Source organism: Natrarchaeobius chitinivorans, assembly GCF_003841505.1.
GTDB lineage: Archaea > Halobacteriota > Halobacteria > Halobacteriales > Natrialbaceae > Natrarchaeobius > Natrarchaeobius chitinivorans.
The window spans coordinates 455,805-481,719 of sequence record NZ_REGA01000001.1 but is presented as its reverse complement, the minus strand read 5'-3'; the positions used below and the strand labels follow the sequence as shown (position 1 = coordinate 481,719).

Annotated in this window: 25 protein-coding genes; 12 read left to right on the top strand and 13 right to left on the bottom strand. The window is 64.3% G+C overall.

Annotation, left to right across the window (positions count from 1 at the left end; all coding sequences use genetic code 11):
• Positions 1 to 5: 5 nt before the first annotated feature.
• Together EA473_RS02290 and EA473_RS02285 are read right to left on the bottom strand one after the other, a co-directional pair.
• A complete protein-coding gene (locus EA473_RS02290) occupies positions 6 to 1,898 on the bottom strand; it encodes an ATP-binding protein (RefSeq protein ID WP_124194034.1) in 1,893 nt (630 codons plus the stop codon).
• 201 nt (positions 1,899 to 2,099) lie between these two features.
• Complete coding sequence (locus EA473_RS02285; protein ID WP_124194033.1) at positions 2,100 to 2,711, bottom strand: DUF7344 domain-containing protein; 612 nt, start codon at positions 2,709 to 2,711, stop codon at positions 2,100 to 2,102.
• 262 nt (positions 2,712 to 2,973) lie between these two features.
• On the opposite strand from EA473_RS02285, the gene EA473_RS02280 reads away from it, so the two are divergent.
• Positions 2,974 to 3,318, top strand: coding sequence for a DUF7113 family protein (locus tag EA473_RS02280; protein WP_124194032.1), 345 nt, complete (start codon positions 2,974 to 2,976; stop codon positions 3,316 to 3,318).
• 150 nt (positions 3,319 to 3,468) lie between these two features.
• On the opposite strand, the gene EA473_RS02275 is transcribed toward EA473_RS02280, so the two are convergent.
• The gene (locus EA473_RS02275; protein ID WP_124194031.1) at positions 3,469 to 4,737 is read right to left on the bottom strand and encodes a DNA double-strand break repair nuclease NurA; all 1,269 of its coding nucleotides are present in this window, start codon (positions 4,735 to 4,737) and stop codon (positions 3,469 to 3,471) included.
• Positions 4,738 to 4,793: 56 nt separating this feature from the next.
• On the bottom strand, positions 4,794 to 6,488 hold the full coding sequence (locus EA473_RS02270) for a hypothetical protein (RefSeq protein ID WP_124194030.1): 1,695 nt from the start codon (positions 6,486 to 6,488) through the stop codon (positions 4,794 to 4,796).
• 210 nt (positions 6,489 to 6,698) lie between these two features.
• Here EA473_RS02270 and gpmI point away from each other — a divergent pair, with 210 nt between their 5' ends.
• The 5 genes from gpmI to EA473_RS02250 all read left to right on the top strand — a co-directional run bounded on the left by gpmI (position 6,699) and on the right by EA473_RS02250 (position 13,886).
• Positions 6,699 to 8,273 (top strand): 2,3-bisphosphoglycerate-independent phosphoglycerate mutase, encoded by a 1,575-nt coding sequence (gene gpmI, locus EA473_RS02265; RefSeq protein ID WP_124194029.1) that lies wholly within the window; start codon positions 6,699 to 6,701, stop codon positions 8,271 to 8,273.
• A gap of 244 nt (positions 8,274 to 8,517) precedes the next feature.
• A complete protein-coding gene (locus EA473_RS02260; protein WP_124194028.1) occupies positions 8,518 to 10,290 on the top strand; it encodes a histidine kinase N-terminal 7TM domain-containing protein in 1,773 nt (590 codons plus the stop codon).
• A gap of 124 nt (positions 10,291 to 10,414) precedes the next feature.
• Positions 10,415 to 10,582: a hypothetical protein gene (locus tag EA473_RS22075; protein WP_165875178.1), complete on the top strand. Its 168-nt coding sequence runs from the start codon at positions 10,415 to 10,417 to the stop codon at positions 10,580 to 10,582.
• 263 nt (positions 10,583 to 10,845) lie between these two features.
• Positions 10,846 to 12,543 (top strand): GAF domain-containing sensor histidine kinase, encoded by a 1,698-nt coding sequence (locus EA473_RS02255; RefSeq protein ID WP_124194027.1) that lies wholly within the window; start codon positions 10,846 to 10,848, stop codon positions 12,541 to 12,543.
• Positions 12,544 to 12,599: 56 nt separating this feature from the next.
• On the top strand, positions 12,600 to 13,886 hold the full coding sequence (locus tag EA473_RS02250) for an O-acetylhomoserine aminocarboxypropyltransferase/cysteine synthase family protein (protein ID WP_124194026.1): 1,287 nt from the start codon (positions 12,600 to 12,602) through the stop codon (positions 13,884 to 13,886).
• Positions 13,887 to 13,981: 95 nt separating this feature from the next.
• Here EA473_RS02250 and EA473_RS02245 read toward each other — a convergent pair whose 3' ends face one another.
• Together EA473_RS02245 and EA473_RS02240 are read right to left on the bottom strand one after the other, a co-directional pair.
• The gene (locus EA473_RS02245; protein ID WP_124194025.1) at positions 13,982 to 14,638 is read right to left on the bottom strand and encodes a phospholipase D family protein; all 657 of its coding nucleotides are present in this window, start codon (positions 14,636 to 14,638) and stop codon (positions 13,982 to 13,984) included.
• Between the two features lie 120 nt (positions 14,639 to 14,758).
• Complete coding sequence (locus EA473_RS02240; protein WP_124194024.1) at positions 14,759 to 15,538, bottom strand: endonuclease/exonuclease/phosphatase family protein; 780 nt, start codon at positions 15,536 to 15,538, stop codon at positions 14,759 to 14,761.
• 218 nt (positions 15,539 to 15,756) lie between these two features.
• Here EA473_RS02240 and EA473_RS02235 point away from each other — a divergent pair, with 218 nt between their 5' ends.
• Positions 15,757 to 16,146 carry a DUF7522 family protein gene (locus EA473_RS02235; protein WP_124194023.1) on the top strand — a complete coding sequence of 130 codons (390 nt, stop codon included), beginning with the start codon at positions 15,757 to 15,759 and terminating at the stop codon, positions 16,144 to 16,146.
• Here the strand turns inward: EA473_RS02235 and EA473_RS22655 are convergent.
• Complete coding sequence (locus tag EA473_RS22655; RefSeq protein ID WP_124194022.1) at positions 16,112 to 16,339, bottom strand: hypothetical protein; 228 nt, start codon at positions 16,337 to 16,339, stop codon at positions 16,112 to 16,114. The two genes, EA473_RS02235 and EA473_RS22655, sit on opposite strands and share 35 nt — an antisense overlap.
• Positions 16,340 to 16,512: 173 nt before the next feature.
• On the opposite strand from EA473_RS22655, the gene EA473_RS02225 reads away from it, so the two are divergent.
• Entirely contained in the window at positions 16,513 to 17,046 is a 534-nt protein-coding gene (locus EA473_RS02225) for a DUF5813 family protein (protein WP_124194021.1), read from the top strand.
• Between the two features lie 200 nt (positions 17,047 to 17,246).
• Here EA473_RS02225 and EA473_RS02220 read toward each other — a convergent pair whose 3' ends face one another.
• Together EA473_RS02220 and EA473_RS02215 are read right to left on the bottom strand one after the other, a co-directional pair.
• Positions 17,247 to 17,477 (bottom strand): Lrp/AsnC family transcriptional regulator, encoded by a 231-nt coding sequence (locus EA473_RS02220; protein ID WP_124194020.1) that lies wholly within the window; start codon positions 17,475 to 17,477, stop codon positions 17,247 to 17,249.
• Positions 17,477 to 18,184, bottom strand: coding sequence for a potassium channel family protein (locus EA473_RS02215; RefSeq protein ID WP_124194019.1), 708 nt, complete (start codon positions 18,182 to 18,184; stop codon positions 17,477 to 17,479). The genes EA473_RS02220 and EA473_RS02215 overlap by 1 nt, the downstream gene beginning before the upstream one ends.
• 110 nt (positions 18,185 to 18,294) lie before the next feature.
• Here EA473_RS02215 and EA473_RS02210 point away from each other — a divergent pair, with 110 nt between their 5' ends.
• On the top strand, positions 18,295 to 18,525 hold the full coding sequence (locus tag EA473_RS02210) for an Lrp/AsnC family transcriptional regulator (RefSeq protein ID WP_124194018.1): 231 nt from the start codon (positions 18,295 to 18,297) through the stop codon (positions 18,523 to 18,525).
• A gap of 82 nt (positions 18,526 to 18,607) precedes the next feature.
• On the opposite strand, the gene pdhA is transcribed toward EA473_RS02210, so the two are convergent.
• Complete coding sequence (gene pdhA / locus EA473_RS02205) at positions 18,608 to 19,651, bottom strand: pyruvate dehydrogenase (acetyl-transferring) E1 component subunit alpha (RefSeq protein ID WP_124194017.1); 1,044 nt, start codon at positions 19,649 to 19,651, stop codon at positions 18,608 to 18,610.
• Positions 19,652 to 19,799: 148 nt separating this feature from the next.
• A complete protein-coding gene (gene tmk / locus EA473_RS02200) occupies positions 19,800 to 20,417 on the bottom strand; it encodes a dTMP kinase (RefSeq protein ID WP_124194016.1) in 618 nt (205 codons plus the stop codon).
• Positions 20,418 to 20,506: 89 nt separating this feature from the next.
• Between tmk and EA473_RS02195 the strand changes: the two genes are divergently transcribed.
• From EA473_RS02195 to cofC, 3 genes are all read left to right on the top strand, one after another.
• Entirely contained in the window at positions 20,507 to 21,394 is an 888-nt protein-coding gene (locus tag EA473_RS02195; protein WP_124194015.1) for a complex I NDUFA9 subunit family protein, read from the top strand.
• Between the two features lie 239 nt (positions 21,395 to 21,633).
• Complete coding sequence (locus EA473_RS02190; protein ID WP_124194014.1) at positions 21,634 to 22,812, top strand: tubulin/FtsZ family protein; 1,179 nt, start codon at positions 21,634 to 21,636, stop codon at positions 22,810 to 22,812.
• A 347-nt stretch (positions 22,813 to 23,159) separates the two neighbouring features.
• On the top strand, positions 23,160 to 23,822 hold the full coding sequence (cofC, locus tag EA473_RS02185; RefSeq protein WP_124194013.1) for a 2-phospho-L-lactate guanylyltransferase: 663 nt from the start codon (positions 23,160 to 23,162) through the stop codon (positions 23,820 to 23,822).
• Here cofC and EA473_RS02180 read toward each other — a convergent pair whose 3' ends face one another.
• Both EA473_RS02180 and EA473_RS02175 read right to left on the bottom strand, forming a co-directional pair.
• The gene (locus EA473_RS02180) at positions 23,823 to 24,863 is read right to left on the bottom strand and encodes a dipeptide epimerase (protein ID WP_124194012.1); all 1,041 of its coding nucleotides are present in this window, start codon (positions 24,861 to 24,863) and stop codon (positions 23,823 to 23,825) included.
• A complete protein-coding gene (locus EA473_RS02175) occupies positions 24,860 to 25,876 on the bottom strand; it encodes a DUF1611 domain-containing protein (protein ID WP_124194011.1) in 1,017 nt (338 codons plus the stop codon). Before EA473_RS02175 ends, EA473_RS02180 begins: the two co-directional genes overlap by 4 nt.
• Between the last annotated feature and the right edge of the window lie 39 nt (positions 25,877 to 25,915).

The following is a 25,915-nucleotide window of genomic DNA, read 5'->3' as shown; positions in this document are numbered from 1 at the left end:
GACTGTCAGTCCCGACCGTGGCGCGTCAGACACTTCGAGAGGCCGATCAGTTCGACGGGTTCGGAGTTGTCCGGCGAGTAGACGACCATCTGTCCTTTCTCCATGTACGGCACTTTCGACTCGAGGTTCGACGGAATGTTGACGCTCTTGATCGCGTCCTCGTCGCCGAGGTTGAGCACGACGGTCGTGTTGATCTGCTTGAAGACGGCGTCGTCGATGTCCTGGGGATCCTGCGTGATGAGAAAGAGGCCGAGCCGTTCCTTGCGACCCTGTTTGGCGGCCTCGGTGAACTTTTTGATGACCTTGCCCGCCTGCACGCTGTCGGCGTCGGTGAGGAAGTTGTGGGCTTCGTCCATCCCGAGAACGAGCGGCGTCTCCTTGATCCGGTCGTAGGTCGGATCGTTCGAGAGTTTCTCGTCGATCAACAGCGAGGAGAGCGCGAGGACGACGGCCTCGGTCGCCCGCGTATCGTTGATGTGGTAGGTCGGGACGACGCTCAGACCGCCGGGACGGACGAACTCGTGGATCAGATCGGTGATCGGCCGCGCGTCCTGATCGAAGACGTGGCCGAATCCGAGGACGCGCCGGCGGACGGCGTCGAAGGTCGCCTCGTGAACCCGTCCGGACTCGTCGAGTTCCTCCCGGAGGGCGGGGTCGTCGAGGAACGTCGTGAACTCGTCGTACGTCGCGCCCGGTCCGTAGTCGTCTCGAAACCGCGGCAGGAGGACGCTGACGAGCGCGCCGTACTGGTTGTCGTTCAGGCCGCTGCCCGCGACCAGCCACGGGTTGTCGTGGACCATCGAGAACGGGATCGTAAACTCGACCTGCTGTGCGCGGTGGTGGCCCGCCGAGTACGTCGCCGACCCGACCTTCGGGACGAACGTCGTCGTCTCGGACACGCCGCCGTGGGCGACGCCCTCCCGCTCGAGTCTGCGGGCGAACTCGTCGTCGAGGTCGGGGTTGTCGTCGTGCATCTGGGCGTACTCGTCCTGGGGGTCGAACTGGACGACCGCGGGGTTCACTTCGCGACCGTCTGCCATCGGGTACGTCCGGTCGTCCGCGAGGAACTGTCGGAGGACGTTCTTCGCGGCATGGGTCTTTCCCGACCCGGTGCCGCCGGCGATCAGCGTGTGGCGGAAGACGAGCGGATCGCCCGAGTCGTAGTCGTCTTTCAGCCGGTAGTCGATCGTCGGCGGCGAGGCTGCGGTCCTGACTTTCTCGCCGCCGACGGAGAGGTGACCGAGGAAGACGCCGTCCTCGGGGATCTTCAGCCCCGTTTTGATCGCCTCGGTGTCGTCAGCGGTCCGGATCACCGTCTGCGGTTTCGGCACCCGGTCGGGCATCCGCCGCTTGAGTTCGCTCTCCGCGCTGTCCGCGGAACGTGGTCCCGCGCTGTTCGGGGAACGTGGTTCCCCGCTGTCTTCGTACAACACCGCGATCGGCTCGAGCGAGGCGACGAACTTGTAGTCGGCTTCCTCGATGCCGTCAGAGCGCATCGCCCGCCTTGCGTGGATCTCGGTCGCGTCGTCGGCGTGGTACTGCTGGGCGTACTCGAGGGCCGTGATTCGGCAGAACAGCGTCTCTCCGTGCGAGTGGCCGTTTGGCCCACCGGCGGCTCCCTCCGTGGGGTAGGGAGCGAGCAGATAGCTTCCGAGTCGGATCGACGACCGGTTTCCACGAGTGACGTACGCTCGCAGTGCGGTATCGTCTTCGTCCTCGGCGATCCGAAGTCCCTGTGAAACGCAAAGTGCGCCGATACCGACGTCCGTTCCATCGGGTTCGACGGCCGTCCGTTCGAACCCGTCGCTCGCACTCGAGTCCCCGTCAGAACTCGAAGACGGCGACGGATCGTCGCCGGAGTCGGCGTTGAACTCGCCGAAGTCGCCCAGATCGGTCATACTCATGCAATCCGACCGGTTCCACAAACACGTTTCCCTCCGGATCGGCCGACCGTTCGACGCGTCGAACGTTCTCGACGCGTTTCACTTTCTCGGGGAGAACGCACGCTCGCGGTCGAGACCACGCTCGTATCGACGGTAGGCTCACAGAGACCGGGGAGAGCCCACGAATTCGGTCGTTGAAGGCGTCTGAAAAGGACGTTACTCGAGGAGAGGACTTTCCTCCGAGAGGGTGACCAGCTCGGATCGGTGGTCGTAGTCGACGACGCCGATATCGTCGAGTGCGGGGAGGTGCCTGTGATGCAGGCTGATCTTCGCCTCCGTGTTGTCGTCCAGGGGAGTCGTTCCGTTGCGCACGAGCGCGGACGCCAGTTGCTTGAGCGAAATCGGGCGATCGCCGTCGTCGAGTTCCCGGAGAATGGAGAGTCGAGTCGGTTCGACGAGGTGGTCGAGCGACTCGCGGTCGTACTCCCCGAGTACCGTTGCAAGCCAGTCCGGACGTACCAGTGACTCGTCGACGAGTTCGACCTCGTCGTCGGTTCGCTCGACGATATCGTACTCGGCGAGCCGCGGGAGGTGATTGTGGACGAGGGTGATTCGGACCTGCTGTCGTGTCTTCCCGGTCGGCCCGTCGAGAGACTCCCTCTCGATCACCTCGGTCGTTAACTCGTCGACTGCCAGCGAACGGTGCTCGTCGAGTATCTCGAGGAGACGGAGACGGCGAGGATGGCGAAGGATCTCGTATCGATCGGGTGGAACGTCGTCGAGGGGTCCCCGATCACCGCTACCAACGGGGTGAACGTCAGAGCTCATTAGATACACACACCAGTGCAACGTGGATAAGCACATTTCCAAAACGATTTGGGTCGGTAATCTGATGACAACTCTCGTAGTCCGCGAATACCGATTCGTGAACCCCTCATTATTGCGATTAATGATTATATTAGAGGGATTGTCGCGGTCACCGACGCCGACGCGGAACTCGGTCGGCGTGCGCGTCGAACGGACTCGATGGTCGACGACTCCTGGGAGCGCGGTCACGACATTTTTGCGTTCGCGCGCCGTACGGGATCGTATGCTCATCGTACGCGGTCTCGCGGGAGGGACCGATCTGACCGGTACACTGTACGAACGGGGTGAGCGAGCACCGTCGTTCCGCGGCGCGCCGGACGAAGATGCCGCGTACGTCTGGGTCTGCGACGAGTTCTACGAGGTCGCAAGCGGTGGGACCGCCCAGATCGTCGACGGCCGAGAGATCAATCTCGCCTTCGAATCGCCGATGCCACGCGGGTTCGACACCCGCAAGCAGGCCCTCGAGCGCGCCAAAGAACACATTCGGACGCAGTTCGCACGGATCGGCATCGACCCGACCGAGGTCGAGTTCGAGGTCGAGAAAGGAAACGCAGAAATGGATTCCTGATACGGATTACTGTAACTGTGTACCGGCGCACCCGCCGCCCGGGTCGCGGGTGCGCCGGCAATGACTTACAGTAAACCGTATGACGACGGTCCCCGCCGGCGACGACCGGCGGCATTTCCGATTGGTTCGGTCGATCCACCGAAACGACGTTCACTCGCCCCAGCGGTGATCGTCGTAACTCCGCCGGTGGGTGGTGTCGAACTGCTGTTCGAGCGTCTCCCGAAGCGAGCGTTTCTCCGACCGGCCGATTCGTGCGAGTTCGTCGGCCTTCTCGACGATCGTTGGCGGCCCGTGAGCGACGGCGACGTCCTGGAGCAACTGCAACGTCAACCGCTCGCGCAGGTCCGGGTCGCGAGTGAACGCGTACGGCGCTTCGATCCGGTAGACGAGATCGTCTCGAGGGTCGTAGACGACGAAGAACGTCACCTCGTAGGCGTCCGGATCGAGGCGGCGCTCGACGCCGAGGGCGTCACCGTCGATCGACAGCGGCCGGTCGACGCCGCCGCGCGACCGGAACCAGTTCGTATACGAGAGTTCGTCCGTCTCGCGCTGCCAGCGTTCGCCCTCGACGTCGTCGACGTACTCGCCGCGTTCGAGCAATCGGGTGAACAGTGCGGTGTCGTCGGCCCACGGAACGCTGACGCCGACGCTCCGATCGCTCTTCAGCGTTCGCGTGACGACCCGCGTCGCGGGGTTTTTGACGAACCCGACGAGCGGAACGCCCCGATCGACGAAGTTCTCGACCAGTCGGACGTAGTTCTCGAGGACCGTCGTCGGCCGTGGATCCTCGAGCAACAGGTCGGCCAGGTCGGGGTGTTGGTCCGTCCAGCGAAGCAACCCGCGAGGGTACAGCGGCCCGTCGAGGACGAGCAGGTCCGTGACGTCCTCGGCGTGATCCAGCGCGTGTTTGCTCTCGGCCAGATACAGCGCGAGCGCGTGGACGACCCCTTCCGCAAAGCGGGGAAGCTGTGGCACCTTCACCGCCCGGCTCCGGCTGTATCCCTCGTCGAACTTCCCCCACGTCTCGTCGACGGACATCGTCTCGTCGTTCGAGTGAACCGTCATCACCGTGGTCCGCGATCGGTGGAGGTCGAGATCGCTCGGGGTCGTACTCATCGCTGCCTGGGCGATGTCGATGACCAGCCCGTTTTTGAACGTCGTCGGGTTGATCGTCCCGGCGTCGAGACCGTGTTGGGTCGGAAACTCGGGATCGCACAACGCCACGTCCTCGCAGTCGACGAGACGGCGCGACTGGTCGTCGACCGGCTCGAGGATCGTCCGTTCTTCCGTCCGAAGCGGGTCGAGAAACTCCGCCCAGACCGTCTCGGCGAACGCCCGGCGGTCGCGCTCGTCGGCACCGTGGTCGATCCGCCTCGCGAGTTGTGCGATGCCGTCGAAGTGGACCGGATCGAGAGTCATGCCCCATCGCTCCCGGCGCACCCGCAAAAATCCAGCGCCATTCCGCGGCGGGCGAGTCACGAACACGAGCGGTTTTCGACGACGACCCGCGTCGTCGGTTCCGGCGTCTCCCCCTCGAGTTCGACCGGCTGGTGCGTGTAGGTCACGTTTACGCTCTCAACGGTCGCGTCGTGTTGGGTCGCTACGCGTTCGCAGGCGTATTCGGCGAACCGATCGTCACGGGCGTCGCTCTCCGCGAGCGTGTTCATGTACCGTCGCCAGCGAAAGTCGGGGATCGTCTCGGCGGCGTCGGGCGGAGGATCCGCCCGCAGTTCCGATCCGGCGAGGACGTCGACCGCCTCGTCCTCCTCGAGGTCGGCCGCGACCGTGTACCAGCCGTAGCTCGCGCTCGGATCGGGAGCGAACATCCCCCACTGGTGTTCTTCAGGATTCACCCCGTCTGCCAGTTCGAGGGCGGGTGTGGATCCGAAGAGGCCGACACACCACACCACGACGACGACGAGGACGAGCCAGCGACCGGCCGACCGAAGGCGTCGACGCACGCGGCGACTCGAGCCTTTCCCTTCCGGTTTCGCCGTCGACGTCTCCTTCGCTCCCTTCGAAAGTCGACCCGCCCCGCTCGAGAGTCTCTCGCGGGACGCCGACCCCGCGAACTCGAACCGGGTCCACGTTCGCGCCGACTCGAGACGGGTCCACGTTCCCACCGACTCGAGGCGGGTCCACGTTCGCGGCGGGAGAAAGAGGATCATCGACGCGGCCAGAAGCGGCGGGAAGAGACCGACGGCCATACTCAGCGCCATTCCGCCGACCGCCGCCAGAAAGACGCTCACGTAGCCGATTCGGAGTCGGTCGCCGAACGCGAACAGCAGCGGCGATCCGGCGAGCAGTCCGAACCAGACGTACGTGCCGACCTCGAGGAGAACCGGCTGGTTCGCGAGGTGGGTGCCGAGCAGGATCGTCAGGTGGTCCTGTCCGAGCGCGTACCGTAACGCGTCGCCGCCGACCCACGTCTCCCCCGCGAACTTGTGCACTGCGTTGTTGAAGAGGACGGTGACGACGTAAACCAGCACGGCTGCCGTCACCGGGGTCGTTGTTCGGCTTTCGACCGGATCGTCGTTCGCGTTCGTCCGGTCGTCATCGTTCGGGTTCGTTCGTTCGTCGTCGCTCGCACCGGCTGTGTCGTCGTCACCCGCGTCCACTGTGTCGACGCTCGAGCTGTTCGCCGGTTCGTCGTCGCTCGAGCCGTTCGTCGGGTCGTCATCGCTCGCGTCCGCTCCACCCGCGCCGATCGCCCACCGGGAGCCGATCGGGAGGAAGATCGAGAGAAACAGCAGTTCTCGAAACAGCCTGTCGGCACCGTTCAGGACGTGTGGGTTTCGCAGGTGGACCGAGACGAGCAGAATAAGCGAGAGGGCCGCCGCGAGTCGGGGACGGTAGCCCGCGATCAGCGCGACCGCGAGTATCGCAGACAGGCCGAACAAAAACGCCTGAAACCACGGTTCGCCCGACAACGAGTGTAGCGAGTAGACGCCGTCCCACCCCGCCCCCTCGAGGTGAACAGCCCGCGGAAGGACGCCGTCGTCGGTGTAGAACGCGACCAGATTTCGGGATCGGTGGACGACGTCGAACAGGAGGACGACTCCGAGCGTAATTCGAAACGTCGCGAGCGCGCGTTGGTCGATACCGACGCGTCGCTCGAGGGTGTCTCGCAGGCGTCTCGACTGGACGGCTGTCGGTAGTGAGGGGGTCATCGGTGGAGGGCGGGGAAGGTCGCGACTGGCCTGGGGTGGGGCTCGTGGAGAGCTGGCGTTTCTCCCGAGTCACCATCGAAGGATAATATGTCTTTTGTATCGACACGTTGGGCTCAACACACTCCGGTTCCGAAGCGAGGGGGCGACTCGAACGCGTTGCATGCAGAAGACAACGATAGGTAATTAGGCGAGGCTGGGTATCCCTCGGGTATGAACGCAGCGCTGGTCGTCCTCGACGGCTGGGGACTCGGAGACGATAGCGAGCGGGACGCGGTCGCGGCGGCCGAGACGCCGAATTTCGATCGCCTCGCCGAATCCGGCGCGGCCGGCCGCCTCGAGGTCGCCGGCCGTCGCGTCGGCCTTCCGGACGGACAGATGGGAAACAGCGAGGTCGGACACCTGAACATCGGGGCCGGGCGAGTCGTCTACCAGGAGTACACTCGGATCTCGGATTCGATCGCAGACGGCTCGTTTCGGGAGAACGACGCAATCAACGCGGCGTTCGACACCGCCCGCGACAACGACGGTCGGGTCCACTTCGTCGGTCTGGTCAGCGACGGTGGCGTTCACTCCGATCACGAACACCTCCACGCGCTGATCGAACTGGCAGCAGACCGCGACGTCGAGGCCGTCACCCACGCGATCACCGACGGCCGGGACACCTCGCCGACCGGGGGACGGGAGTACCTCGAGACGCTCGAGGACGTCGTCGCCGAGAACGGAACGGGAGACGTCGCCACCGTCTCGGGGCGGTACTACGCGATGGATCGTGACCAGAACTGGGACCGAACGAAGCGAGCCTACGACGCCATCGTCGACCGCGAGGCCGAGTTCGCGGCGGCGTCGGCACTCGAGGCGGTCGAGCAGTCCTACGAACGCGAGGTGACTGACGAGTTCGTCGCGCCGACGGCGATCGAGGGCGCGCCCGCACTCGAGGACGGCGACGCGGTCGTCTGGTTCAACTTTCGTTCGGACAGGGCCCGGCAGCTGACCCGGATGCTCGCGGACATCCGTTCGGACGACTGGGCCGACCGCGTCGAGACGAACCCACCGGCGGTCGAGGTCGTGATGATGACCCAGTACGACGAGACGTTCGACCTCCCGATCGCTTACCCGCCCAACCAACCCGAGAACGTCCTCGGAGAGGTGCTCTCGGAGGCGGGCAAGACCCAGCTTCGGATCGCCGAATCCGAGAAGTACGCCCACGTCACCTACTTTTTAAATGGCGGCCGGGAGGTCGAGTTCGACGGCGAGATTCGGAAGATCGTCGAGAGTCCTGACGTGCCGACGTACGACCTGCAACCCGAGATGAGCGCGCCCGAGGTGACCGACGCGGCGATCGACGTAATTCGCTCGGACGATCCCGACGTCCTCGTGCTCAACTACGCCAATCCCGACATGGTCGGACACACCGGCGACTACGAGGCGGCCATCGAAGCCGTCGAGGCCGTCGACGAACAGCTCGGTCGGCTGGTCGAGACACTCGAGGACGCCGGCGCGCACGTCCTGATAACCGCCGATCACGGTAACGCCGACGAGATGGGAACTGAAGACGAGCCCCACACTGCACATACGTACAACGACGTCCCCATCGTCTACCTCGCGCCGGGTACCCGGGAGGGGATAGCGGAGCCTCGAGGCGACGGTACCGCCGGCTGCGACGTGACCGGCGGTGGCCGGTCCGTCCGCGACGGCGGGACGCTCGCCGACGTCGCGCCGACGCTGCTCGAGTTGATCGGCGTCGACCGCCCGCCGGAGATGACCGGCGACCCCCTCCTCGAGTAATACTGCCGGCTCTAACTGTGTCAAGACTCTCGCCACACCGGATCGGCGAGAATCTTGAATGACTTGCAGCCGGTAGTATACCTCCCGCCGAAGCGATCCTGCCCGGGCCCGGTCGCCGATCGAGCCGGTGTCGGTCAGAACCAGTGTCGCTCGAGCGGTCTCGTCTCGCTCGAGCACGTTATTCGAGTCATGTGGTACCGGTGGCCACAACACCAAAGAGTGTGTGCTCAGAGATCCGACTAGTATGCTTCCGTACCCGTGGCCCGTGATCGGCTCGGTGCTTTCGGGAATCGGAACGGTGGTGCTCCTGGGATATCTCTGGAGATACCGTGGGAAGCCGAGTGCCGACTGGTTCTTGCTGACGCTTTTCGCGCAGGCGACGTGGTGTTTCTCGTACGGACTTTCGTTGCTCGTCTTCGATCCCGCGGTGCGCTGGGCGTTCGAAGTGGTGACCTGGATCGCGATGGCGTGGATCGGACTGACGTTTCTGGCGTTCAGCCTCGAGTACACCGGTCGCAGGAACGCCGTCCACACGGTCTGGTTCGGCGTACTGACCGCAGTTCCCGCGGTGACGACGCTGCTCGTCGTGACCAATCCGGCACACGAACTCGTCTGGAGCGGGTTCGCGATCGATCCGGTCTTCGAGGTTGCGACGACCTCCTACGAGTTCGAAACGTGGGCGTACGTTGCGATCGTCGTCGGAATGCTCTATGCCGTCTGGGGAACGTTCTTGCTGTTCGATACGGTCGTCAGCTACGGGCCGCTGTATCGATCGGAGGCACTCGCGGTCGTTCTCAGTACGCTCCCGCCGGGGGTCGCCCTCCTCGTGTGGCTGTTCGAACTGGGCCCCGTCACGCAGCTCAGTCTGGTCCCCATCGCGTTTCTCCCGCACGTCCTGCTGGACGCGTACGCGTTCGTCGGCGGAAACATGTTCACGTACAGTCCGGCCACCCGTCGAACGGCCGAGAAATCCGCGATCGAAGAACTCGAGATCCCGTTCGTCGTGGTCGACACGAACTGTCGTATCGTCGACCTGAACCTGGCTGCTGAACGCGAGTTCGACGTCGCTGCCCCGTCGGTTTTGGGTGACCGGCTCGAATCGACGATCGATCTGGACGTCGAACTGACCGGTGGCGACCGGATCGTCACCGACGACGGAGCCGGCGAGTTCAGGGAACTGGCCGTTTCGACGTCGAAACTCCGCGATTCCTCCGATACTCTCGTCGGATACACCGTGTTGCTCCAGGATATCACCGACCAGCGCCAGCGCGAGCAGCGCCTCGAGATCCTCAACCGGATCCTCCGACACAACTTCCGAAACGACCTCAACGTCGTCGAGGGATACGTGGATATCGCGGCTGAGCGGGCCGACGAGGAGGAACTTAGGGAAGTTCTCGCTCGTGCTCGAGCCGATATTACGAGCGTGATCGCCATGGCCGAGAAGGCCTGGTCGTTCGAACGGGCGCTCGAGGAGGTCGACGAATCGGACACGACAGTCGCCGTGTTCGACGTCTTCGCGGAAATTGCAGCGGACGTCGAAGCGTCGACGGACGGCCGCGTCGAGGTAGCCGTCCCCGAGGACCTCCTCCTGTGGACGCGGCGAGGACTGTTCGTCCAGTTGTTCGAAAACCTGGTGGAGAACGGAATCGAACACGCCGACTGCGAGTCCGCGACGGTCTCCGTCGAGTTCGAGGGGATCGAAGACGACCGACTCGCCGTGTTCTCCGTCGAAGACGACGGCCCGGGTATTCCAGGACACGAACTGGCGGTCATCGAACGCGGCGAGGAGACGGCGCTCGAGCACGGGAGCGGACTCGGACTGTGGCTTGCCACCTGGTGTGTTCGAAGCCTCGGGGGAACGATGGCCTTCGACACCGACGACGGGACGACTGTCACCGTCCGTCTCCCCACCGTCGCCGAACCGATCGGCCCAACGGCAGGGGAGGCTGACGACGATCGGAGGAGGTCGCCACCCCGTAATCGGAGTGAGACCGGCGGCGCTTCGTATTTCGGCTGATACGGACCGTCACAACCCACCGTAGGACGTTCGTGAAGCGTTACGACTGACGGGAGGGGAAGTTCGTAAGCGGCGCTCGACTGCGGACGCTACTATTATGTTCACGGGATCGGAACACGTCGGTATGAGCAACGAAGGTTCACTGATGGCGGACGACGACGAGGAGTTCGTCCGTCGGACCATGTACATCATGATCGTCTGGACGATCGTCGTCGTCCTCGCCGGAGTCGCACTAGTAGTACTTCGAGATCCGTTCGCGGCTATCTTCGGGTTCGCTGGCCTGGCGATATAGCCGTTATCTTTATCGTAAATCAGTCAACGCTTCTTACTATCGCTCGATCCGTTCGATTCGGCACGCGAAAGTCGTCGTCCGGTGACACAGTAGTCGTACTGTCGAGTAGATCGATCGGCGCGCCGTCGCGAGTCGTGGATCGGTACCACCGGTTCGGATCGATCGACTGCGACCGAGCAGTCGGCGACGGTCGGCTGGCGTGATCTCCGGACCGAATGCGTCCGATTTCGCGAGGCCATCTCCCGGTACCACGGAGAGTCAAGATGAGCCGAGAACCTCAGCATCCGAAGTCAGCCGAGTCCGATCGCGACTTCGACGAGTCCGGTACGTCCCGGCGTTCGTTTCGCGTTCTCTCCGTCGGGGCCAGCGAGAGCAGCCGTGACCGGATCGCCGACGAACTCGAGCCGACGTACTGCGTTGGGACCGCAAACTCACCTGCGGGCGTCCGCGATGCGATCGACGACGGCGTCGATTGTCTCGTCACCGCATCCGATCTGGACGCCGAGAGAACGGTCGAGTTACTCGAGTACGTCCGCAACCGTCGTCCTGAGCTCCCGGTCCTCTGCGTCGACTCCTCGTTCGAACCGGTCGTTCTCCGATCCCTGCTCGACGTCGAAATCGCAGAGATCGTCGCCGTCACCGACGCCGATTCGCTTACCGAGACGGACGTCGAACGGCTCCGCGCGCGGATAGACGAGTACTATCACCGGTCGATATCGGACATCAGGGAGACCGTTCTCGATATTTCGCGATCGTTGATGGGAGCTGCGCCCGACGAAACCGACATCGAAATCGAGTGGGGCCTCCAGCTGGTCGGCCGGCAACTCGACGCGGATCGATGTCTCGTGTTCGAGTACGACGGTGATCGCCTCGAGCCGACCCACAACTGGACGCGCGAGGCGGCTCGAACCGACCGAATCGAATCCGTTCCGCCGTCGTCGTTTCCCGGCTTCGAAACGATCTCGAAGTCGTTCGGTCCCTGTGCGGTGCCCGCGACGACCGACGACGACCTGAACCTCGACATCCCCGACGACTTCGTCGGTGATCTCGTCCCATCGCCGGGTCGCCACGAGAGAGACGGCGAAGCAGTCTCCACGTCGCATCCGTACCTTCGGGATCGGAACCTCGAGTCCTTTCTCGCGGTACCGATCGTCGTCGACTGGGAACTGGTCGGTATTCTCGCCATCGAACAGGAGATCAGACGGCCGTGGCCCCGGTCCCTCCGCCAGCAGATACAGACGTTCGCCGAACTCGTCGGCTACACGCTCGACCGAGAGCAGCGTCGTCGCGAACTCGCCAGACAGAACGACCGCCTCGAGCGGTTCGTCTCGGTCGTCAGCCACGACCTCCGGAACCCCATCAACGTCCTCTCCGGCTACGCCGACCTCATCGCGGAGACGGGCAACGTCGAGCACATCGAGGACGTTTCCGTCGCCGCAGATCGCATGGAGACGATGATCGACGACCTCCTGACCCTGGCGCGACAGGGGAACGAACTCGAAGGACGGGAGTCGGTCGATCTCGAGGAGACGGCCAGTCACGCCTGGAACGCCGTGGATACGGCGAACGCCACGCTCGAGATACGCGACCCCGGGACCGTGCAGGGCGATCCCGGTCGGCTCCAGCAGGCGTTCGAGAACCTGTTTCGAAACGCCGTCGAACACGGCGGGAGGCGGGTGACGGTCTCCGTCGTCGGAACTGACGACGGGTTCGCCGTCGAGGACGACGGTCCCGGAATTCCACCCGAACAGCGCAAACGGATTTTTCGGGAGGGGTACACCGGCGGAGACGGCACCGGGCTGGGCCTTTCGATCGTCGAAACCGTCGTCGACGCACACGACTGGTCGATCTCGGTCGAAACGGGCGACGACGGCGGAGCCCGGTTCGCGTTCGTCACCGCTTGCCCCGGACGGGACGGCGCGGACGGACCGGTCGCCAGCCACCGTGGAACCGAGCGCTGATCTCCGCTCGCGCCGTCACGATAACGTTTTACCCCTCCAGACGAGTTGAAACGGGTATGAGCGACGATAGCGACGATCACGAGTTCGCCACCAACAGCATCCACGCCGGTCAGGAAGCCGATCCGACGACCGGTGCCCGAGCGCCACCGCTGTACCAGACGACGTCCTACGAGTTCGAGGACACGGATCACGCCGCCGCCTTATTCGGCCTCGAGGAGTTCGGCAACATCTACTCGCGGATCATGAATCCGACGAACGCGATGTTAGAAGAGCGCATCGCGACGCTCGAGGGCGGCGTCGGCGCGCTCGCGACGTCTTCGGGGATGGCGGCGTTCGATCTGGCGACGTTCATCCTCGCGGACGTCGGCGACAACATCGTCTCCTCGTCGTCGCTGTACGGCGGGACCTACACCTACCTCACCCACACGGTCTCGAAACGCGGCATCGAGACGAAGTTCGTCGACACGCTCGATTACGACGCCTACGCCGAAGCGATCGACGACGACACTGCGTTCGTCCACCTCGAGACGATCGGCAATCCCGCGCTGGTGACGCCGGACATCGAACGGATCGCGGACATCGCCCACGACCACGACGTGCCGCTTTTCGTCGACAACACGTTCGCGACCCCGCACCTCTGCCGACCGCTCGAACACGGCGCGGACCTGGTCTGGAACTCGACGACGAAGTGGATCCACGGCGCGGGTTCGACCGTCGGCGGCGTCCTCGTCGACGGCGGATCGTTCCCGTGGGACGAGGGCGACTATCCCGAGATCACGGAGGCGAACCCGGCGTACCACGGCGTCAACTTCTACGAGACCTTCGGTGAGGCCGCGTTCTCGATCGTCGCCCGCACCCGCGGACTGCGCGACCTCGGCAACCAGCAGTCGCCGTTCGACGCCTGGGTCACCCTCCAGAAACTCGAGTCGCTGCCGCTGCGGATGGAGAAACACTGCGAGAACGCGATGGCCGTCGCCGAATACCTCGAGGGCCACTCGGACGTCTCGTGGGTCAACTACCCCGGACTCGAGAGCCACGAAACCCACGACGAGGCCAGCGAGTACCTCGAGGGCGGCTACGGCGGGATGATCACGTTCGGCCTCGAGGGCGGCTACGACGCCGCAGAGACGGTCTGCAACGAGGTCGACCTCTTCAGCCTCCTGGCAAACGTCGGCGACGCCAAGTCGCTGATCATCCACCCCGGGAGCACCACCCACCAGCAACTCACCGAGGAGGAGAAACTCGCAAGCGGCGTGAGCGACGACCTCGTCCGGATCTCGGTCGGTATCGAGGACGTCGACGACATCATCGCCGACCTCGATCAGGCCATCTCGAAAGCGTGATCGGGTCTCCAATCCCGCACTCGGGACACTGATACGGTCTGCCATGACTCGAGTGGCGGACAGTCGATCGTCGATCGCGGTCGAGAAGACGTCGATCAGACGAATCGAAAGAGCCCCGCGAGGACGAACAGAACCAAGAGTACGGGAACGACTCTGAGTGCGACGTTTCGCACCGGCAGCAGTCGGGCTTTGTTCGACCAGTTGACGAACGAACTCCCGACCTGAACCGGACCGAAGACGTCCCGTCGCCGAAGCGGCTCGGACGACGCGACGAGGTCGCCGGCCCACTCGAGAAACGGCTTCAGGTCCGGGTGGTCGCTCGTCTCCCGGCTCATCTCGAGGCCGAGTTCGACGTTGTATTCGAAGGCGACCTGCGTGATGTTGGCGGAGCCGATGATACACGTCGGCTCCGTACCGTCCCGGAGATAGAGCTTCGCGTGGAGGCCCCGCGATTGCTTGTAGAGGTGTACCTGATTGTAATCGTCGAGCGACCAGAGGTCGTAGGCGATCCGAGACGAGAACTGGTCGGAGGCGGGACCGACGACCGCCACCAGTTCGTTCTCGCGCGATCGTTCGAGAAACGAGACGACGTCGTCCCGTATCGAGAGGTAGCCCTGGTAGGTGAAGTAACCGCTGACGATGTAGATCGTGCCGTCGCCCGCGAACAGATCGGAAAGCGCCTCCTGGGTCGGGCGCTCGGAGTCGTTCGTCCCTACCAGTCGGACCGTCGATTCGCTGGCGATTTCGTTCATTGTTTCACCTCTACCGGCGAAGATATTGAATGACTGGTGTTTCGTTCGCGTGGCCGATTCACCCGAACCGATTCGGTCCGTTCGGTACGGCGGCTTCGAAATATCGCACCCCCGAGGCGATCACCGCCCGGTTTCGAGGACGATCGGCCGGTGGTCGGACAGCTGAACGTCGAGGACGTCACACCGTTCGACGTCGACGCTCGGCGAACAGAGAAATAGGTCGAGCGCTCTCGAGCCGACGAGCAGGTCGTCGAGCGGTCGGGACGGAACCGTCGCGCCAGGGATTCGCGTCTCGAGGTCCGCCCGGTCGGCGAAGCGAGCGAGTTCGTCGGTTCCGTCGTAGGTGTTGAAATCCCCGGTAACGATGACGTTCCGGCCGCCCGCTCGCCTGTCGATCAGGTCCGCGAGCTGGCGGAGTTGTCGTCGCCTGCTCCGCGTGCCGAGCGAGAGGTGGACCACGAACGCGACCGCGTCCGACGCGAGTTCGACCTCGATAACGAGACGTTTTCGTCCGGCCGACAGGTAGTGTGTCGCTGTCGGTTGATTCGAACGCGAGAGGACGCCGTTTCCGAGGTGGCCGAAGAACGGAAGCGAACCGACGAAACCGCCGTCGGTGTACTTGTTCGCCACGTCGCCGCCGTAGGACAGCCCCCGTTCACGGAGGGATTCGAGGAGCGCTCGAAACTGCCCACCTGTCACCGTCCGGTGGGAACCGCGATCGACCTCGAGAAGGGATACCACGTCCGGTCGTTCGCGCTCGATGAGCGCGACCAGTTGCTCGAGTTTCCGCCGTTCGACCTCGCCGTCGCCGAGTACGGAGCCGATCGGTGGCGGCACGTAGCCGCCGAGGACGTTCTGATATCCGAGCAAGTAGCCGGCGTTACACGAGAGGATCTTCATGGGGGTGTGGAGACGGACACATTGCCTCCTCGTTCGCCGGAACTCCGGGATTACCGAATATAAAGATTTTGCTACCGGGGAGATAGCACCGCTGACAGAACGGACGGTCCGGCTGATGACCGAATCGGAACGCGACCGCGTCGTCCCGCGGGTTCGTCGATCCGAACTCTTCGAGAATCTCCCCCGTCGTTAAGGTGGCACGATGCTATCTCTCGAGTATGGCCACAGGCCTCCTCACGTCGGAGCAAGCGGAGCAGATCGTAACGACATGTCGAACGGCGATCGGCGATAGTCTCCGGTCGGTGACGTACTTCACGCGCGACGACTACGAACAGGTGTACCTTCGGAACGACCTCGAGCGCGACGCCGATCTCTCGACGTTCATCGGCCACGAGTGGCGTGGGTTCAAGACGGCTCAAACGGCGTACGAAGGATCGGAACTCGGTGATTACAACTACACGATCAGGGTGTTCGACAACGGATTCTTGATTCGCGTAACGAACGAAAGTGAGGGCGTTTTCGCCACGACGGACGGACTGACGGTCAAAGACTTCGAAGAAGTCGCGACGGCGCTCAACTCGTTTCTCGGAGATCGCGAGGTTCGGTAACCTCCTCGTCGGAACCGGCGTTCGAACTCGACTCTCGCGTTCGGTCTGACGCTGTTTCGTTCGAAACCTCGTCGGATCGTTGAGATACCCGACCCGGTCCCTCTCCGATCGGAAGTCCCGATCCGAGTTCACCGTCGATCCCGAGAAGACGTGCAAAGCGTCGACGTTCCGCGGCGTGTCTGTCGATGGACATGCCGTCGAGAAACGTCGATATCCGTTGTAGTTATGCGGGGCGTTTACATCGGAAACGAACGACTGTGAACGCGAAACGATTCGAAATCGGAACCAACTCCGAGTTCGATCCCGCTTTTCCGGGCTCGGCCCATAGCGCAACACCCTTTTCCCTCACGCCCGTTCGGGACGGTAATGGCTTCCATTCCGACCGCCGTCGAACGCGCACTCGAGGCCCACGACGCGTTCGCTGTGTCGGGCGAGGGCTACGAACTCGAGACGACCGTCTTCGAGACGGCCGTGACCGCGACCGAGACGACGGACGAACGCGACGGCCGATTCACCGTCGTCGTCACCCTCCCGACGCTCGACGCCGCCGTGGCGAACGAGACAGTCGCACCGGTCGTCGAAGACGGCTGGTTCGAAACGCTCGAGCGCCGACTCGCGGACGTCTTCACCGTCGCCCACACGAACGCCCACGAGGATCCGATCGTCGAACGCGACGCGACCGACGTCAGCGTCACCCTCGAGTACGCGTCCTGGAACGCCCGCGAAGGCGTCGAGGACGCCAAGGCGCTCGTCGAGTACGTCGAAGGGACGTTCGCCCAGGGAATCGTGCCCGGGTACGAGTACCGCGGTCCGGCGGCGACACTGCTCGAGAGCGCTCAGAGCCGCGGCCAGCAGGCTGAGGAGGACGGGACCGGTGCCAACGGCGGCATGCCGATGTGAGAGCGAACACGCACGCCGCGTCTCGAGGCCGCGTGGTCCGGGCCGGTTTCGACGACGACTCGGTTCGCGGCGGTGACTTCAGTTTGCGGCGACAACTTCGGTCCGCTGTGACGACGTAGTACCCTCCCAAGCGTCGACTGCTGAGCGAAATCGGACCACACCGCGTGATTTCGCTCACCAGTTCAGGCTTGGGACGCCACTTAGTCCATCGCGATGTAGGTCTGTGTGTCCTCTACGCCGTCGATCCCCTGCATCTGGTTCGCCGCGATTTCCTTTACTTCCGCGGGGGTCTCCACTCGCGCCTTCGCGATGATGTCGACGTCTCCGGCGACGATGTGTGCCGATCGAACGCCGTCGATCCCCTCGATGTCGTCTCGAAGTCGGTCCGCCTCTCCCGTGTTCGCCTTGATCATGACGTACGCTGTAACCATCAGTGGACACCTCCGGCTTCCGACCCGGCGTTTGCGGCCGCCCGCTCGGGAGTTTCGCCGACGAGCAGTTGTCTGACCTCGCTCAGCACGTCGAAGTCCGCCAGCACGACGAGTCGATCGCCGATCTCGAGGGATTCGTCCTCGGAGGGGATCTCGAGCGGACGGTCCTGCTTTCCGAACGCGAGAATCGTCGCGTCGGCCGGCAGTTCCAGTTCACCCATCGTGTAGCCGTTGACGGGTGCCCGATCGGTGACCGTCAGTTCGACGACTTGCAGGTTCGGGGCGACATCGGCGACCGCGCGAATCGTTCCGCCCAGCAGGGCGTTTTTCGCGCCGATCGCGCCGAGGCGTTCGGGGTAGATCACCTCGTCGACCTCCTCGGCGTACTTGCGGTAGATCTCTTCGCGATAGGCTTCGTCGATGCGCATGACCGTCCGGCAGCCGTAGTGTTTGGCGATCATGCAGGCGGTAAAGTTGACGTTCAGATCGCCCGTCAACGCGCCGAGTACGTCCGCGTTCGTGATGCCGGCATCTTCGAGGGCCGACTCTCGAGCGCCGTCGCCCTCGACGACGGGAAACTCCTGGTTGCGGGCGCGTCTGATCGTGGCGTCGTCGCGTTCGATCAGCGTCACCTCGTGGCCTTCGTCGCGCAAGACGCGTGCCGCCCGCAACCCGACCCGTCCTGCGCCGATAATCACGAACCGCATGCCAACCGTTACGCCGCCCCCCATCAATAACCTTGCCCCACTGTACCACACCTGGCGCGTGCGACCGGGCAAAGCCTTTAGTCTTGTCAGGGAGTAACACACCAGCGTCGATGGTTCACGCGTTCATCATGGTGAAAACCGCCGCCGGAAAGTCCGAAGGCCTGCTCGCGGCGATCAGAGACCTCGAGACCGTATCCACCGCCCACATCGTCGCCGGCAACTACGACATCATCGCGGAGGTCGACGCCGAGGAGATGTACGACGTCCTCAAGGCGGTTTCCTCGAACATGCAGGGACTCGAGGGCGTAACCGACACGAAGACCTACATCGCGATGGACTAGTGGCGTTTCAAACGGGCACTGTGAGCGAAATCAACCGGTGTAGTCCGTTTTCGCTCGTCAGCCGTCGCTCGGGTTGGTGCTCTCACTCGAGGTCTTCGACTTCCGTGTCGCCGTCGAACGCCTCGAGTCGGGCTCGTTGTTCCTCGAGACGCGCTGGCAGTTCCTCGTAGACCGGATCGAACACCTCCGCTGGCTCCGGGTCCGGCGTCGCCTCGGCCGTCTCGACGGCGTCGTCGATTTCCGCGGCAGCCTCCTCGTGGATTCGCTCGAGAAACGCGTCCTCGAGAATGCCCTGTTCGCGGAGGTACCGTTCGTACCGCTCGAGGGGATCCGCAGTGCGCCAGTCGGGGAGGGTCCGTTCGTCGGTCCGGTATCTGGATGGATCGTCGCTCGTCGTGTGTGGACCCTGGCGGTAGGTCAGGCTCTCGACGAGGACCGGATCGCCGGCCCGGGCGGACTCGAGGGCGCTCGCGACGACGTCGAACGTCGCGAGCGGATCGTTGCCGTCGACGCGAACGCCCTCGAAGCCGTAGGCGTTTGCTTTCTTTGCGATCGTTTCGCTTGCGGTCTGGCGTTCGCGGGGCAACGAGATCGCCCAGCCGTTGTTCTCACAGAAGAAGACGACGGGGGCGTCGAACACCCCCGCGAAGTTGAGCCCCTCGTGAAAATCACCCTCGGAGGTCGCGCCGTCGCCGAAACAACAGCACACCGCTACGTCGCTTTCCGCGTCGGCCGCGGCCATTCCGATCCCCGTCGCGTGCGGGATCTGCGTCGCGATGGGAACCGCTTGCGGAAACACGTTTAGGTCGTGGTCGGAGCCGAACTCGGGGTGACCCCGGCGGAAGCGAAGGATGTCGGCCATCGGTACGCCGTGGGCGATCTGAAACGCGTTCGACCGGTACGTCGGGACGAGCCAGTCGTCGTCCGCGAGCGCGTGGGCGGCACCGACCTGGGACGCTTCCTGGCCGGCAAACGGCGGATAGCCGCTCATCCAGCCCCGCCGCTGGAGGGCGATCGCTCGCTCGTCGAACAGCCGCGTCCGGACCAGATCCCTGTAGATACCGAGCGCGTCTTCGATCGAAAACCGTGTCTCCTCGAGGTCGCGCTCGCCGACGATGCGGTGCATGCCGGACGAACACTGTCGATCCTGAAATCGGTTGTGCTGACGACAGGTCTCTCGCGTTCGCCCCCTGCCCCGTGATCGTCCCCACGTTCCTCGATCGTCCTCGCCTCCCCCGATCCTCCCTGCCTCTCCTGAATCGTCGTCGACGGTTTTACTCGGCCTCGAGGGCCGTATACACCGCCCCTTCGACGCGCTCGAGCACGTCGTCTGGGTCGCGGGTCGCGTCAATCCGGACGAACCGGTCCGAGTCGCGTTCGATCAGTCGCTCGTAGTTCGCCCGGACGGACTCGAGGTACTCGGCGCGTTCGAACTTGTTCGTCGCTCCCGCTCGAGCGGCGGCCGTCTCGGGATCGACGTCGAGATAGATCGTCAGATCCGGCACGATCGAGATCGGTTCGTGGACGTCGACGACGTACTCGAGCGGGTCCTCGAGCCGTCGCTTCCCTCCCGTGTGACGGTTGCTCCACGCCTCGAGCGTCGCTCCCTGGTATGCAAATCGGGAGTCGGAGTACCGATCCGAGATCACGAGGTCGCCACGCTCCAGGGCGGGTTCGATCACCCGTGAGAGGTGATCGGCGTGATCAGCGGTGTACAGGAAGAGTTCGGCGAGTGGATCGGCGTCGTCGTCCTCGATCGACCGATAGACGGCGTCGCCGTACCACGAGTTCGTCGGTTCTCGCGTGAACGTCGCGTCCGGGAACCGCTCTTCGAGCGCCGCCCGGACCGTCGTCTTGCCGCTACCGTCGAGCCCCTCGAGCGTGACGAGCATGCGCGTACGTCTGCGTGCCGGCTACATGTATCGTGCTGTTCGCAGCCTCGCAGAGAACATATTTGTCGCTCCGCGATCATTCTGTAACTATGAAGGTCCTCGTCGCTGGCGGAACCGGCTTTATCGGATCCAACCTCTGTACCGAACTCGCCGAACGCGGCCACGAGGTGACGGCACTCGCGCGCGACCCCGAGCGTGGAGGCCTTCCCGACGACGTCGAACTCGCGAGCGGGGACGTCACGACCTCCGAGTCGATCGCCGACACCGTCGCCGACCACGACGGCGTCGTCAACCTCGTCGCGCTCTCGCCGCTGTATCAGGCTCCCGACGGCGCACAGGAGCGCGTCCACCTCGGCGGCACGAAGAACCTCGTCCGGGCCGCCGAGGACGGCGATGTGGACCGGTTCGTCCAGATCAGCGCGCTGGGTGCCGATCCGGAAAGCGACATCGATCACATCCGGGCGAAGGGTCGGGCCGAAACGGTCGTTCGGGATTCGGACCTCGAGTGGACGATCGTCAGACCGTCAGTCGTCATCGGCGACGGCTGTGAGTTCGTTCCCTTCACGAAGAAACTGACGACGCCGTACGTGACCGGACTGCCTGGCGGTGGGCGCACTCGCTTTCAGCCGATCTGGATCGGCGACTTCGCGCCGATACTGGCCGACGCCATAACGGACGACGACCACGTCGGCGAGATTTACGAAGTCGGCGGTCCACAGGTCGTAACGCTGGCCGATGCGACGGAACTCGTCTACGAGGCGGAGGGCAAGCCCGTCACGATCCTCCCGATTCCGATGCCCCTCGCGAAACTCGGGCTGACAGTAGCTGATCCCGTTCCGCTCGTTCCGTTCGGAGCCGACCAGGGCCGCTCGCTCGAGATCGATAACACCGTCCGGGACAACGACGTTACCGCATTCGGCGTCGAGGAAGCGGAGTTGACGACGCTCGGGTCGTATCTCGGCGTACCGTCGCGCTGACTGCCCTTCGATTCTGTACTGGGCCCGTTCTCTTCGTCCTCCCCTTGTTCCTCAGCACTCATAATATAAAGAACACGATTCGGCCGGATATCTTATATATTGCCTATATACGTGATCTATTTACAGCCGTGCAGTCGCTCGATTTCGAGTAATCTGGAATTATGAGAGAAATTCACATCATCACAAGACTTATAGTCTTAATCGCACTGGTCCAATCCAACGGAGCCCCCTGACAAACAATGAAGCTGGCGATGATCGGATTCGGACAGGCCGGTGGCAAGATCGTCGATCGATTTCTCGACTACGACGATCGAACGAACAGCGGGATCGTCCGGGCTGCGATCGCGGTTAACTCCGCGAAAGCTGACCTTATGGGTCTCGATCGCATCCCCCAGGACAACCGCGTACTCATCGGGCAGGCCCGCGTCAAGGGCCACGGTGTTGGTGCGGACAACGAACTCGGCGCGGAAATCGCCGAAGAGGACATCGACGAGGTTCAGAACGCGATCGACGCGATTCCGACCCACGAAGTCGACGCGTTCCTGATCGTCGCCGGTATGGGTGGCGGAACGGGCTCCGGTGGCGCTCCGGTGCTCGCAAAACACCTCAAACGGATCTACACGATCCCGGTGTACGGTCTCGGCGTGTTGCCGGGAACGGACGAGGGCGGTATCTACACGCTCAACGCCGCGCGCTCGTTCCAGACGTTCGTCCGCGAGGTCGACAATCTACTCGTCTTCGACAACGACTCGTGGCGACAGACCGGCGAATCCGTCGAGGGCGGATACGACCAGATCAACGAGGAGATCGTTCGTCGGTTCGGCATTCTCTTCGGTGCCGGGGAGGTAACCGGCAACCAGGAGGTGGCAGAGAGCGTCGTCGACTCCTCCGAGATCATCAACACCCTCTCGGGCGGCGGCGTCTCGACGGTCGGATTCGCGAGCGAGAACGTCGAACTCTCGAGTGGCGGCGGCCTTCTCTCTCGATTTACGGCCGACGACGGGGGTGGCGACGACCTCGACGCGGCGAACACGACCAACCGGATCACGAGCCTCGTTCGAAAGGCCGCTCTCGGCCGGCTCACGCTCCCCTGTGAGATAGAAGGGACCGAACGCGCCCTGCTCGTTCTCTCCGGCCCCTCCGAGTACCTGAACAGAAAAGGGATCGAACGCGGGCGCAAGTGGCTCGAAGAGGAAACCGGCAGCATGGAAGTCCGCGGCGGTGACTTTCCGAGAAACGAACCGGAGGTCGCCGCAGCGATCCTGCTTTCGGGCGTCACGAACGTCCCGCGAATCAAGCGTCTGCAGCAGGTCGCGATCGAAGCACAGGACAACATCGACGACATCCAGGCCGAAAGCGAAGAAAACCTCGAGGAACTCGTCGAGGACGACGAGGACGAACTCGAGCCGCTGTTCTGATACGGTCTGGTGTACCGGTTTTCCGGCGAATCGGGGGCGGATCGCGCTCACACGGCGCTGACGAACACCGGCCCTACCGGAGACGACGGACACTGATCCGTCCGAGTACGCAATCGCCTTTCGGCGACTCGTTCGGGTGCGTTCGGCGACTCGTCTGGGTGCTTTCGGGTACCGCCCGTGGCTGCTCGAAGCCGACGACTCGCCCAACGCATTCGTCTCGAGCGAAATGGCGCGAGCCGACGGTTCGGAGTGTCGCGAGCTGAGGGTCCGGAGTGTCGCGAGCCGACGGTCCGGAGTGTTGCGAGCCGACGGCCTTTTGACTGCGTGCGGGTAACCGTCGCCGGAAGATGGAGGTCGTCGTCCCGTTTGCCGCCGAAACGCCGAAAACCCGTCTCGGAGACGTACTCACGAGTTCGGAGCGATCGACGTTCGCTCGAGCGATGCTCGCGGACGTTCTGGCGGCGATCGACGAAACGGGCCACGAGCCTACGGTCCTCTCGACGGCGACGCTTCCGTTCGAGGACGAACTCGCGTCGGTCCCGCCGTCCGCCTCGGTCGCCGTCGATACCCGGTCGTTGACCGACGCGGTCGACGCTCGCCTCCCCGACGAGGGGGACGACCCCGTGGCCGTCGTGATGGCCGATCTGGCGCTCGCGACGCCCGACGCGCTCGAGGCGCTTTTCGCGACCGACGCGGACGTCGCGATCGCACCCGGCCGGGGCGGCGGAACGAATGCACTCGTGGTCGACCACCCCGAATTTCGAGTGGATTACCACGGGATGTCCTATCTCGACCACCGGGCGATCGCTCGGGAGGCGGGCGCATCGCTCGCGGCGGTCGACTCGTTCAGGCTCGGAACCGACGTCGACGAACCCGAAGACCTCGTCGAGGTGCTCGTCCACGGAACGGGTCGCTCGCCGGCCCGTCTTCGGGAGTTCGGCTTCCGTCTCGCCGACGAGAGCGGGCGAGTCGGTGTCGTTCGCGACGGGGAGTCGACGCTGGAGTCGTGATTACTCGGGTACCGCCCCGGTTCCCGGCCGATCGAGCGCCTCGAGATCGATCCGGCCGCCTGGCATCGGAACCCCGTCCACGGGGTCGTCGTCGAGCAAGAGCGCGCCGTCGAGGTCGGCGTAGTCGAGCGCCGGCGCGAGGTGACAGGCCGCCGCGATCGAGGCGTTCGATTCGATCATACAGCCGAGCATGACCTCGAGGCCGTGGGCGCGGGCGGCGTGGATCATCCGCCACGCCTCCCGCAGGCCGCCACACTTCATCAGTTTGAGGTTGGCGACGTCACACCGGTCTGCGATCCGTGGCACGTCCTCGAGCGTGACGCAGGATTCGTCGGCAGCGATCGCAACCGACGAGCGCTCGAAGACGAACTTCAGTCCCTCGGGGTCTCCGGCCGGAACGGGCTGTTCGACGAACGCGAGGTCGTACTCCGCGAGTCGATCGATCGTCTCGACCGCCTCCCGCGGCGTCCACGCCTCGTTCGCGTCGACGAACAGTCGGGCGTCGGGGGCGGCCGACCGGATCGTTCGAACGATCTCGACGTCGCGATCGGTTCCGAGTTTGACCTTCAACGTCCCGTAGCCCGCCTCGACCGCGTCGGCGGTCTTCTCGCGCATCGTCTCCGTGTCGTCGAGTCCGATGGTGTAGGAGGATTCCAGGGTTGCAGACGGGTCGAGTCCCCAGTAGCGGTACAGCGGAACGTCGAGTCGCTTCGCCTCGAGGTCGTGCAGCGCGATGCTGACGGCCGTCCGCGCTGCCGGATTTCGGCCGATCGTCTCGCGCATTCGCCACTCGATTCGAGCGAGTTGGGCCGGGTCGCCGACGTCTTCGACGACCGCGAGCAGGTCCGGCAGAACCGCCTCGACCGTCGCCGCGGTTTCGCCGTAGTGTGATGCGGGCCCTGCCGCGCCGACTCCAACCGTGCCGTCGTCGTCTTCGATCCGTACGATGACGACCTCCGTTTCGGCCGTCGTCCCCCGCGAGATCGTAAACGGACGCTCGAGCGGAAGCGACCGCCGCTCGATGGACGTCTCGAGGCTCATAGCAGGACCTCGAGGACGTCTTCGGTTCCAGCGCGGATCACGTCCGTCGCCGGTGCGTCGAGGTCCTCGGCGTACGATTCGACGGCCGCGCGCGCCGACTCGTCCTCGAGTCCGGCGGTGTTGAGCGCGCCGGCGACGACGGTCCCCTCACAGATCGGCTGAGCCAGACGATCGTAGAGGTCGACACAGGTCGAAATCGGCGGAATCGGGAACGACTCGTAGCCGTGGATCGCGTCCCGACCGGCGCGGTGACAGAGGACGAGGGCGTCGGGCATCGCCCCGTGGAGGATGCCACAGGTGACCGCCGAGTAGGCGGGGTGGACGATGCTGCCCTGTCCCTCGACGAAGAGGTAATCGTACTCTTGGCCTTTTTCGACGATCATCTCCTCGACCGCCCCCGCGGTGAAGTCGCTGACGACGCGATCGATCGGCGTTCCCCACCCTTCGATCATGATCCCCGTCTGCCCGGTCGGGATCACGGCGGCGTCGTATCCCGCCTCGCGGGCGTCGCGGGCGAGTTCCATCGACACGGTCATCTTGCCGACCGAGCAGTCGGTGCCGACGGTCAACACGACCTCGGCGTCGACCTCGCCGGCGACGCCGTCGCTGACGGTGAGGTCTTCCGGCGGCCGACGGACGTCCCGCAGTTCACAGTCGTTCTCGTCGGCCAACCGGGCGAACTCCTCGTCCTCGGAGAGAAAGTAGTGCAAGCCGGCGATGACGTCGCAGCCGGACTCGAGCGCCGTCCGAACGTCGGTTCGCCAGCTCTCTTCGAAGCCGCCGCCGATGGGGGCGATGCCGATCAGGAGCGCATCGACGTCCGCCGCCTCGAGGTCGTCCATGCCGGCGACGACGGGGGCGTCCTGTACGTCCGAAACGAAGTCGGCGACGCGCCGTCCCGCTTCGGCGCGGTCGAGCACGGCGACGACCTCGTCGTCGGTGTACCGAAGGACGCCGAGGGCCGTCTTCGCCCGGTCGGGAAACCGGTCGTGAGCGAGAATTGCAACGCGCATATCCCCGATATAGTCGGCGCGAACTTATACTGTCGGACG

What these genes read in the sequence shown, in the direction of transcription:
- EA473_RS02290 (WP_124194034.1), bottom strand. Translation starts at nt 1,898, where the DNA reads ATGACCGATCTGGGCGACTTCGGCGAGTTCAACGCCGACTCCGGCGAC.
- EA473_RS02285 (WP_124194033.1), bottom strand. Translation starts at nt 2,711, where the DNA reads ATGAGCTCTGACGTTCACCCCGTTGGTAGCGGTGATCGGGGACCCCTC.
- EA473_RS02280 (WP_124194032.1), top strand. Translation starts at nt 2,974, where the DNA reads ATGCTCATCGTACGCGGTCTCGCGGGAGGGACCGATCTGACCGGTACA.
- EA473_RS02275 (WP_124194031.1), bottom strand. Translation starts at nt 4,737, where the DNA reads ATGACTCTCGATCCGGTCCACTTCGACGGCATCGCACAACTCGCGAGG.
- EA473_RS02270 (WP_124194030.1), bottom strand. Translation starts at nt 6,488, where the DNA reads ATGACCCCCTCACTACCGACAGCCGTCCAGTCGAGACGCCTGCGAGAC.
- gpmI (WP_124194029.1), top strand. Translation starts at nt 6,699, where the DNA reads ATGAACGCAGCGCTGGTCGTCCTCGACGGCTGGGGACTCGGAGACGAT.
- EA473_RS02260 (WP_124194028.1), top strand. Translation starts at nt 8,518, where the DNA reads ATGCTTCCGTACCCGTGGCCCGTGATCGGCTCGGTGCTTTCGGGAATC.
- EA473_RS22075 (WP_165875178.1), top strand. Translation starts at nt 10,415, where the DNA reads ATGAGCAACGAAGGTTCACTGATGGCGGACGACGACGAGGAGTTCGTC.
- EA473_RS02255 (WP_124194027.1), top strand. Translation starts at nt 10,846, where the DNA reads ATGAGCCGAGAACCTCAGCATCCGAAGTCAGCCGAGTCCGATCGCGAC.
- EA473_RS02250 (WP_124194026.1), top strand. Translation starts at nt 12,600, where the DNA reads ATGAGCGACGATAGCGACGATCACGAGTTCGCCACCAACAGCATCCAC.
- EA473_RS02245 (WP_124194025.1), bottom strand. Translation starts at nt 14,638, where the DNA reads ATGAACGAAATCGCCAGCGAATCGACGGTCCGACTGGTAGGGACGAAC.
- EA473_RS02240 (WP_124194024.1), bottom strand. Translation starts at nt 15,538, where the DNA reads ATGAAGATCCTCTCGTGTAACGCCGGCTACTTGCTCGGATATCAGAAC.
- EA473_RS02235 (WP_124194023.1), top strand. Translation starts at nt 15,757, where the DNA reads ATGGCCACAGGCCTCCTCACGTCGGAGCAAGCGGAGCAGATCGTAACG.
- EA473_RS22655 (WP_124194022.1), bottom strand. Translation starts at nt 16,339, where the DNA reads ATGTCCATCGACAGACACGCCGCGGAACGTCGACGCTTTGCACGTCTT.
- EA473_RS02225 (WP_124194021.1), top strand. Translation starts at nt 16,513, where the DNA reads ATGGCTTCCATTCCGACCGCCGTCGAACGCGCACTCGAGGCCCACGAC.
- EA473_RS02220 (WP_124194020.1), bottom strand. Translation starts at nt 17,477, where the DNA reads ATGGTTACAGCGTACGTCATGATCAAGGCGAACACGGGAGAGGCGGAC.
- EA473_RS02215 (WP_124194019.1), bottom strand. Translation starts at nt 18,184, where the DNA reads ATGCGGTTCGTGATTATCGGCGCAGGACGGGTCGGGTTGCGGGCGGCA.
- EA473_RS02210 (WP_124194018.1), top strand. Translation starts at nt 18,295, where the DNA reads ATGGTTCACGCGTTCATCATGGTGAAAACCGCCGCCGGAAAGTCCGAA.
- pdhA (WP_124194017.1), bottom strand. Translation starts at nt 19,651, where the DNA reads ATGCACCGCATCGTCGGCGAGCGCGACCTCGAGGAGACACGGTTTTCG.
- tmk (WP_124194016.1), bottom strand. Translation starts at nt 20,417, where the DNA reads ATGCTCGTCACGCTCGAGGGGCTCGACGGTAGCGGCAAGACGACGGTC.
- EA473_RS02195 (WP_124194015.1), top strand. Translation starts at nt 20,507, where the DNA reads ATGAAGGTCCTCGTCGCTGGCGGAACCGGCTTTATCGGATCCAACCTC.
- EA473_RS02190 (WP_124194014.1), top strand. Translation starts at nt 21,634, where the DNA reads ATGAAGCTGGCGATGATCGGATTCGGACAGGCCGGTGGCAAGATCGTC.
- cofC (WP_124194013.1), top strand. Translation starts at nt 23,160, where the DNA reads ATGGAGGTCGTCGTCCCGTTTGCCGCCGAAACGCCGAAAACCCGTCTC.
- EA473_RS02180 (WP_124194012.1), bottom strand. Translation starts at nt 24,863, where the DNA reads ATGAGCCTCGAGACGTCCATCGAGCGGCGGTCGCTTCCGCTCGAGCGT.
- EA473_RS02175 (WP_124194011.1), bottom strand. Translation starts at nt 25,876, where the DNA reads ATGCGCGTTGCAATTCTCGCTCACGACCGGTTTCCCGACCGGGCGAAG.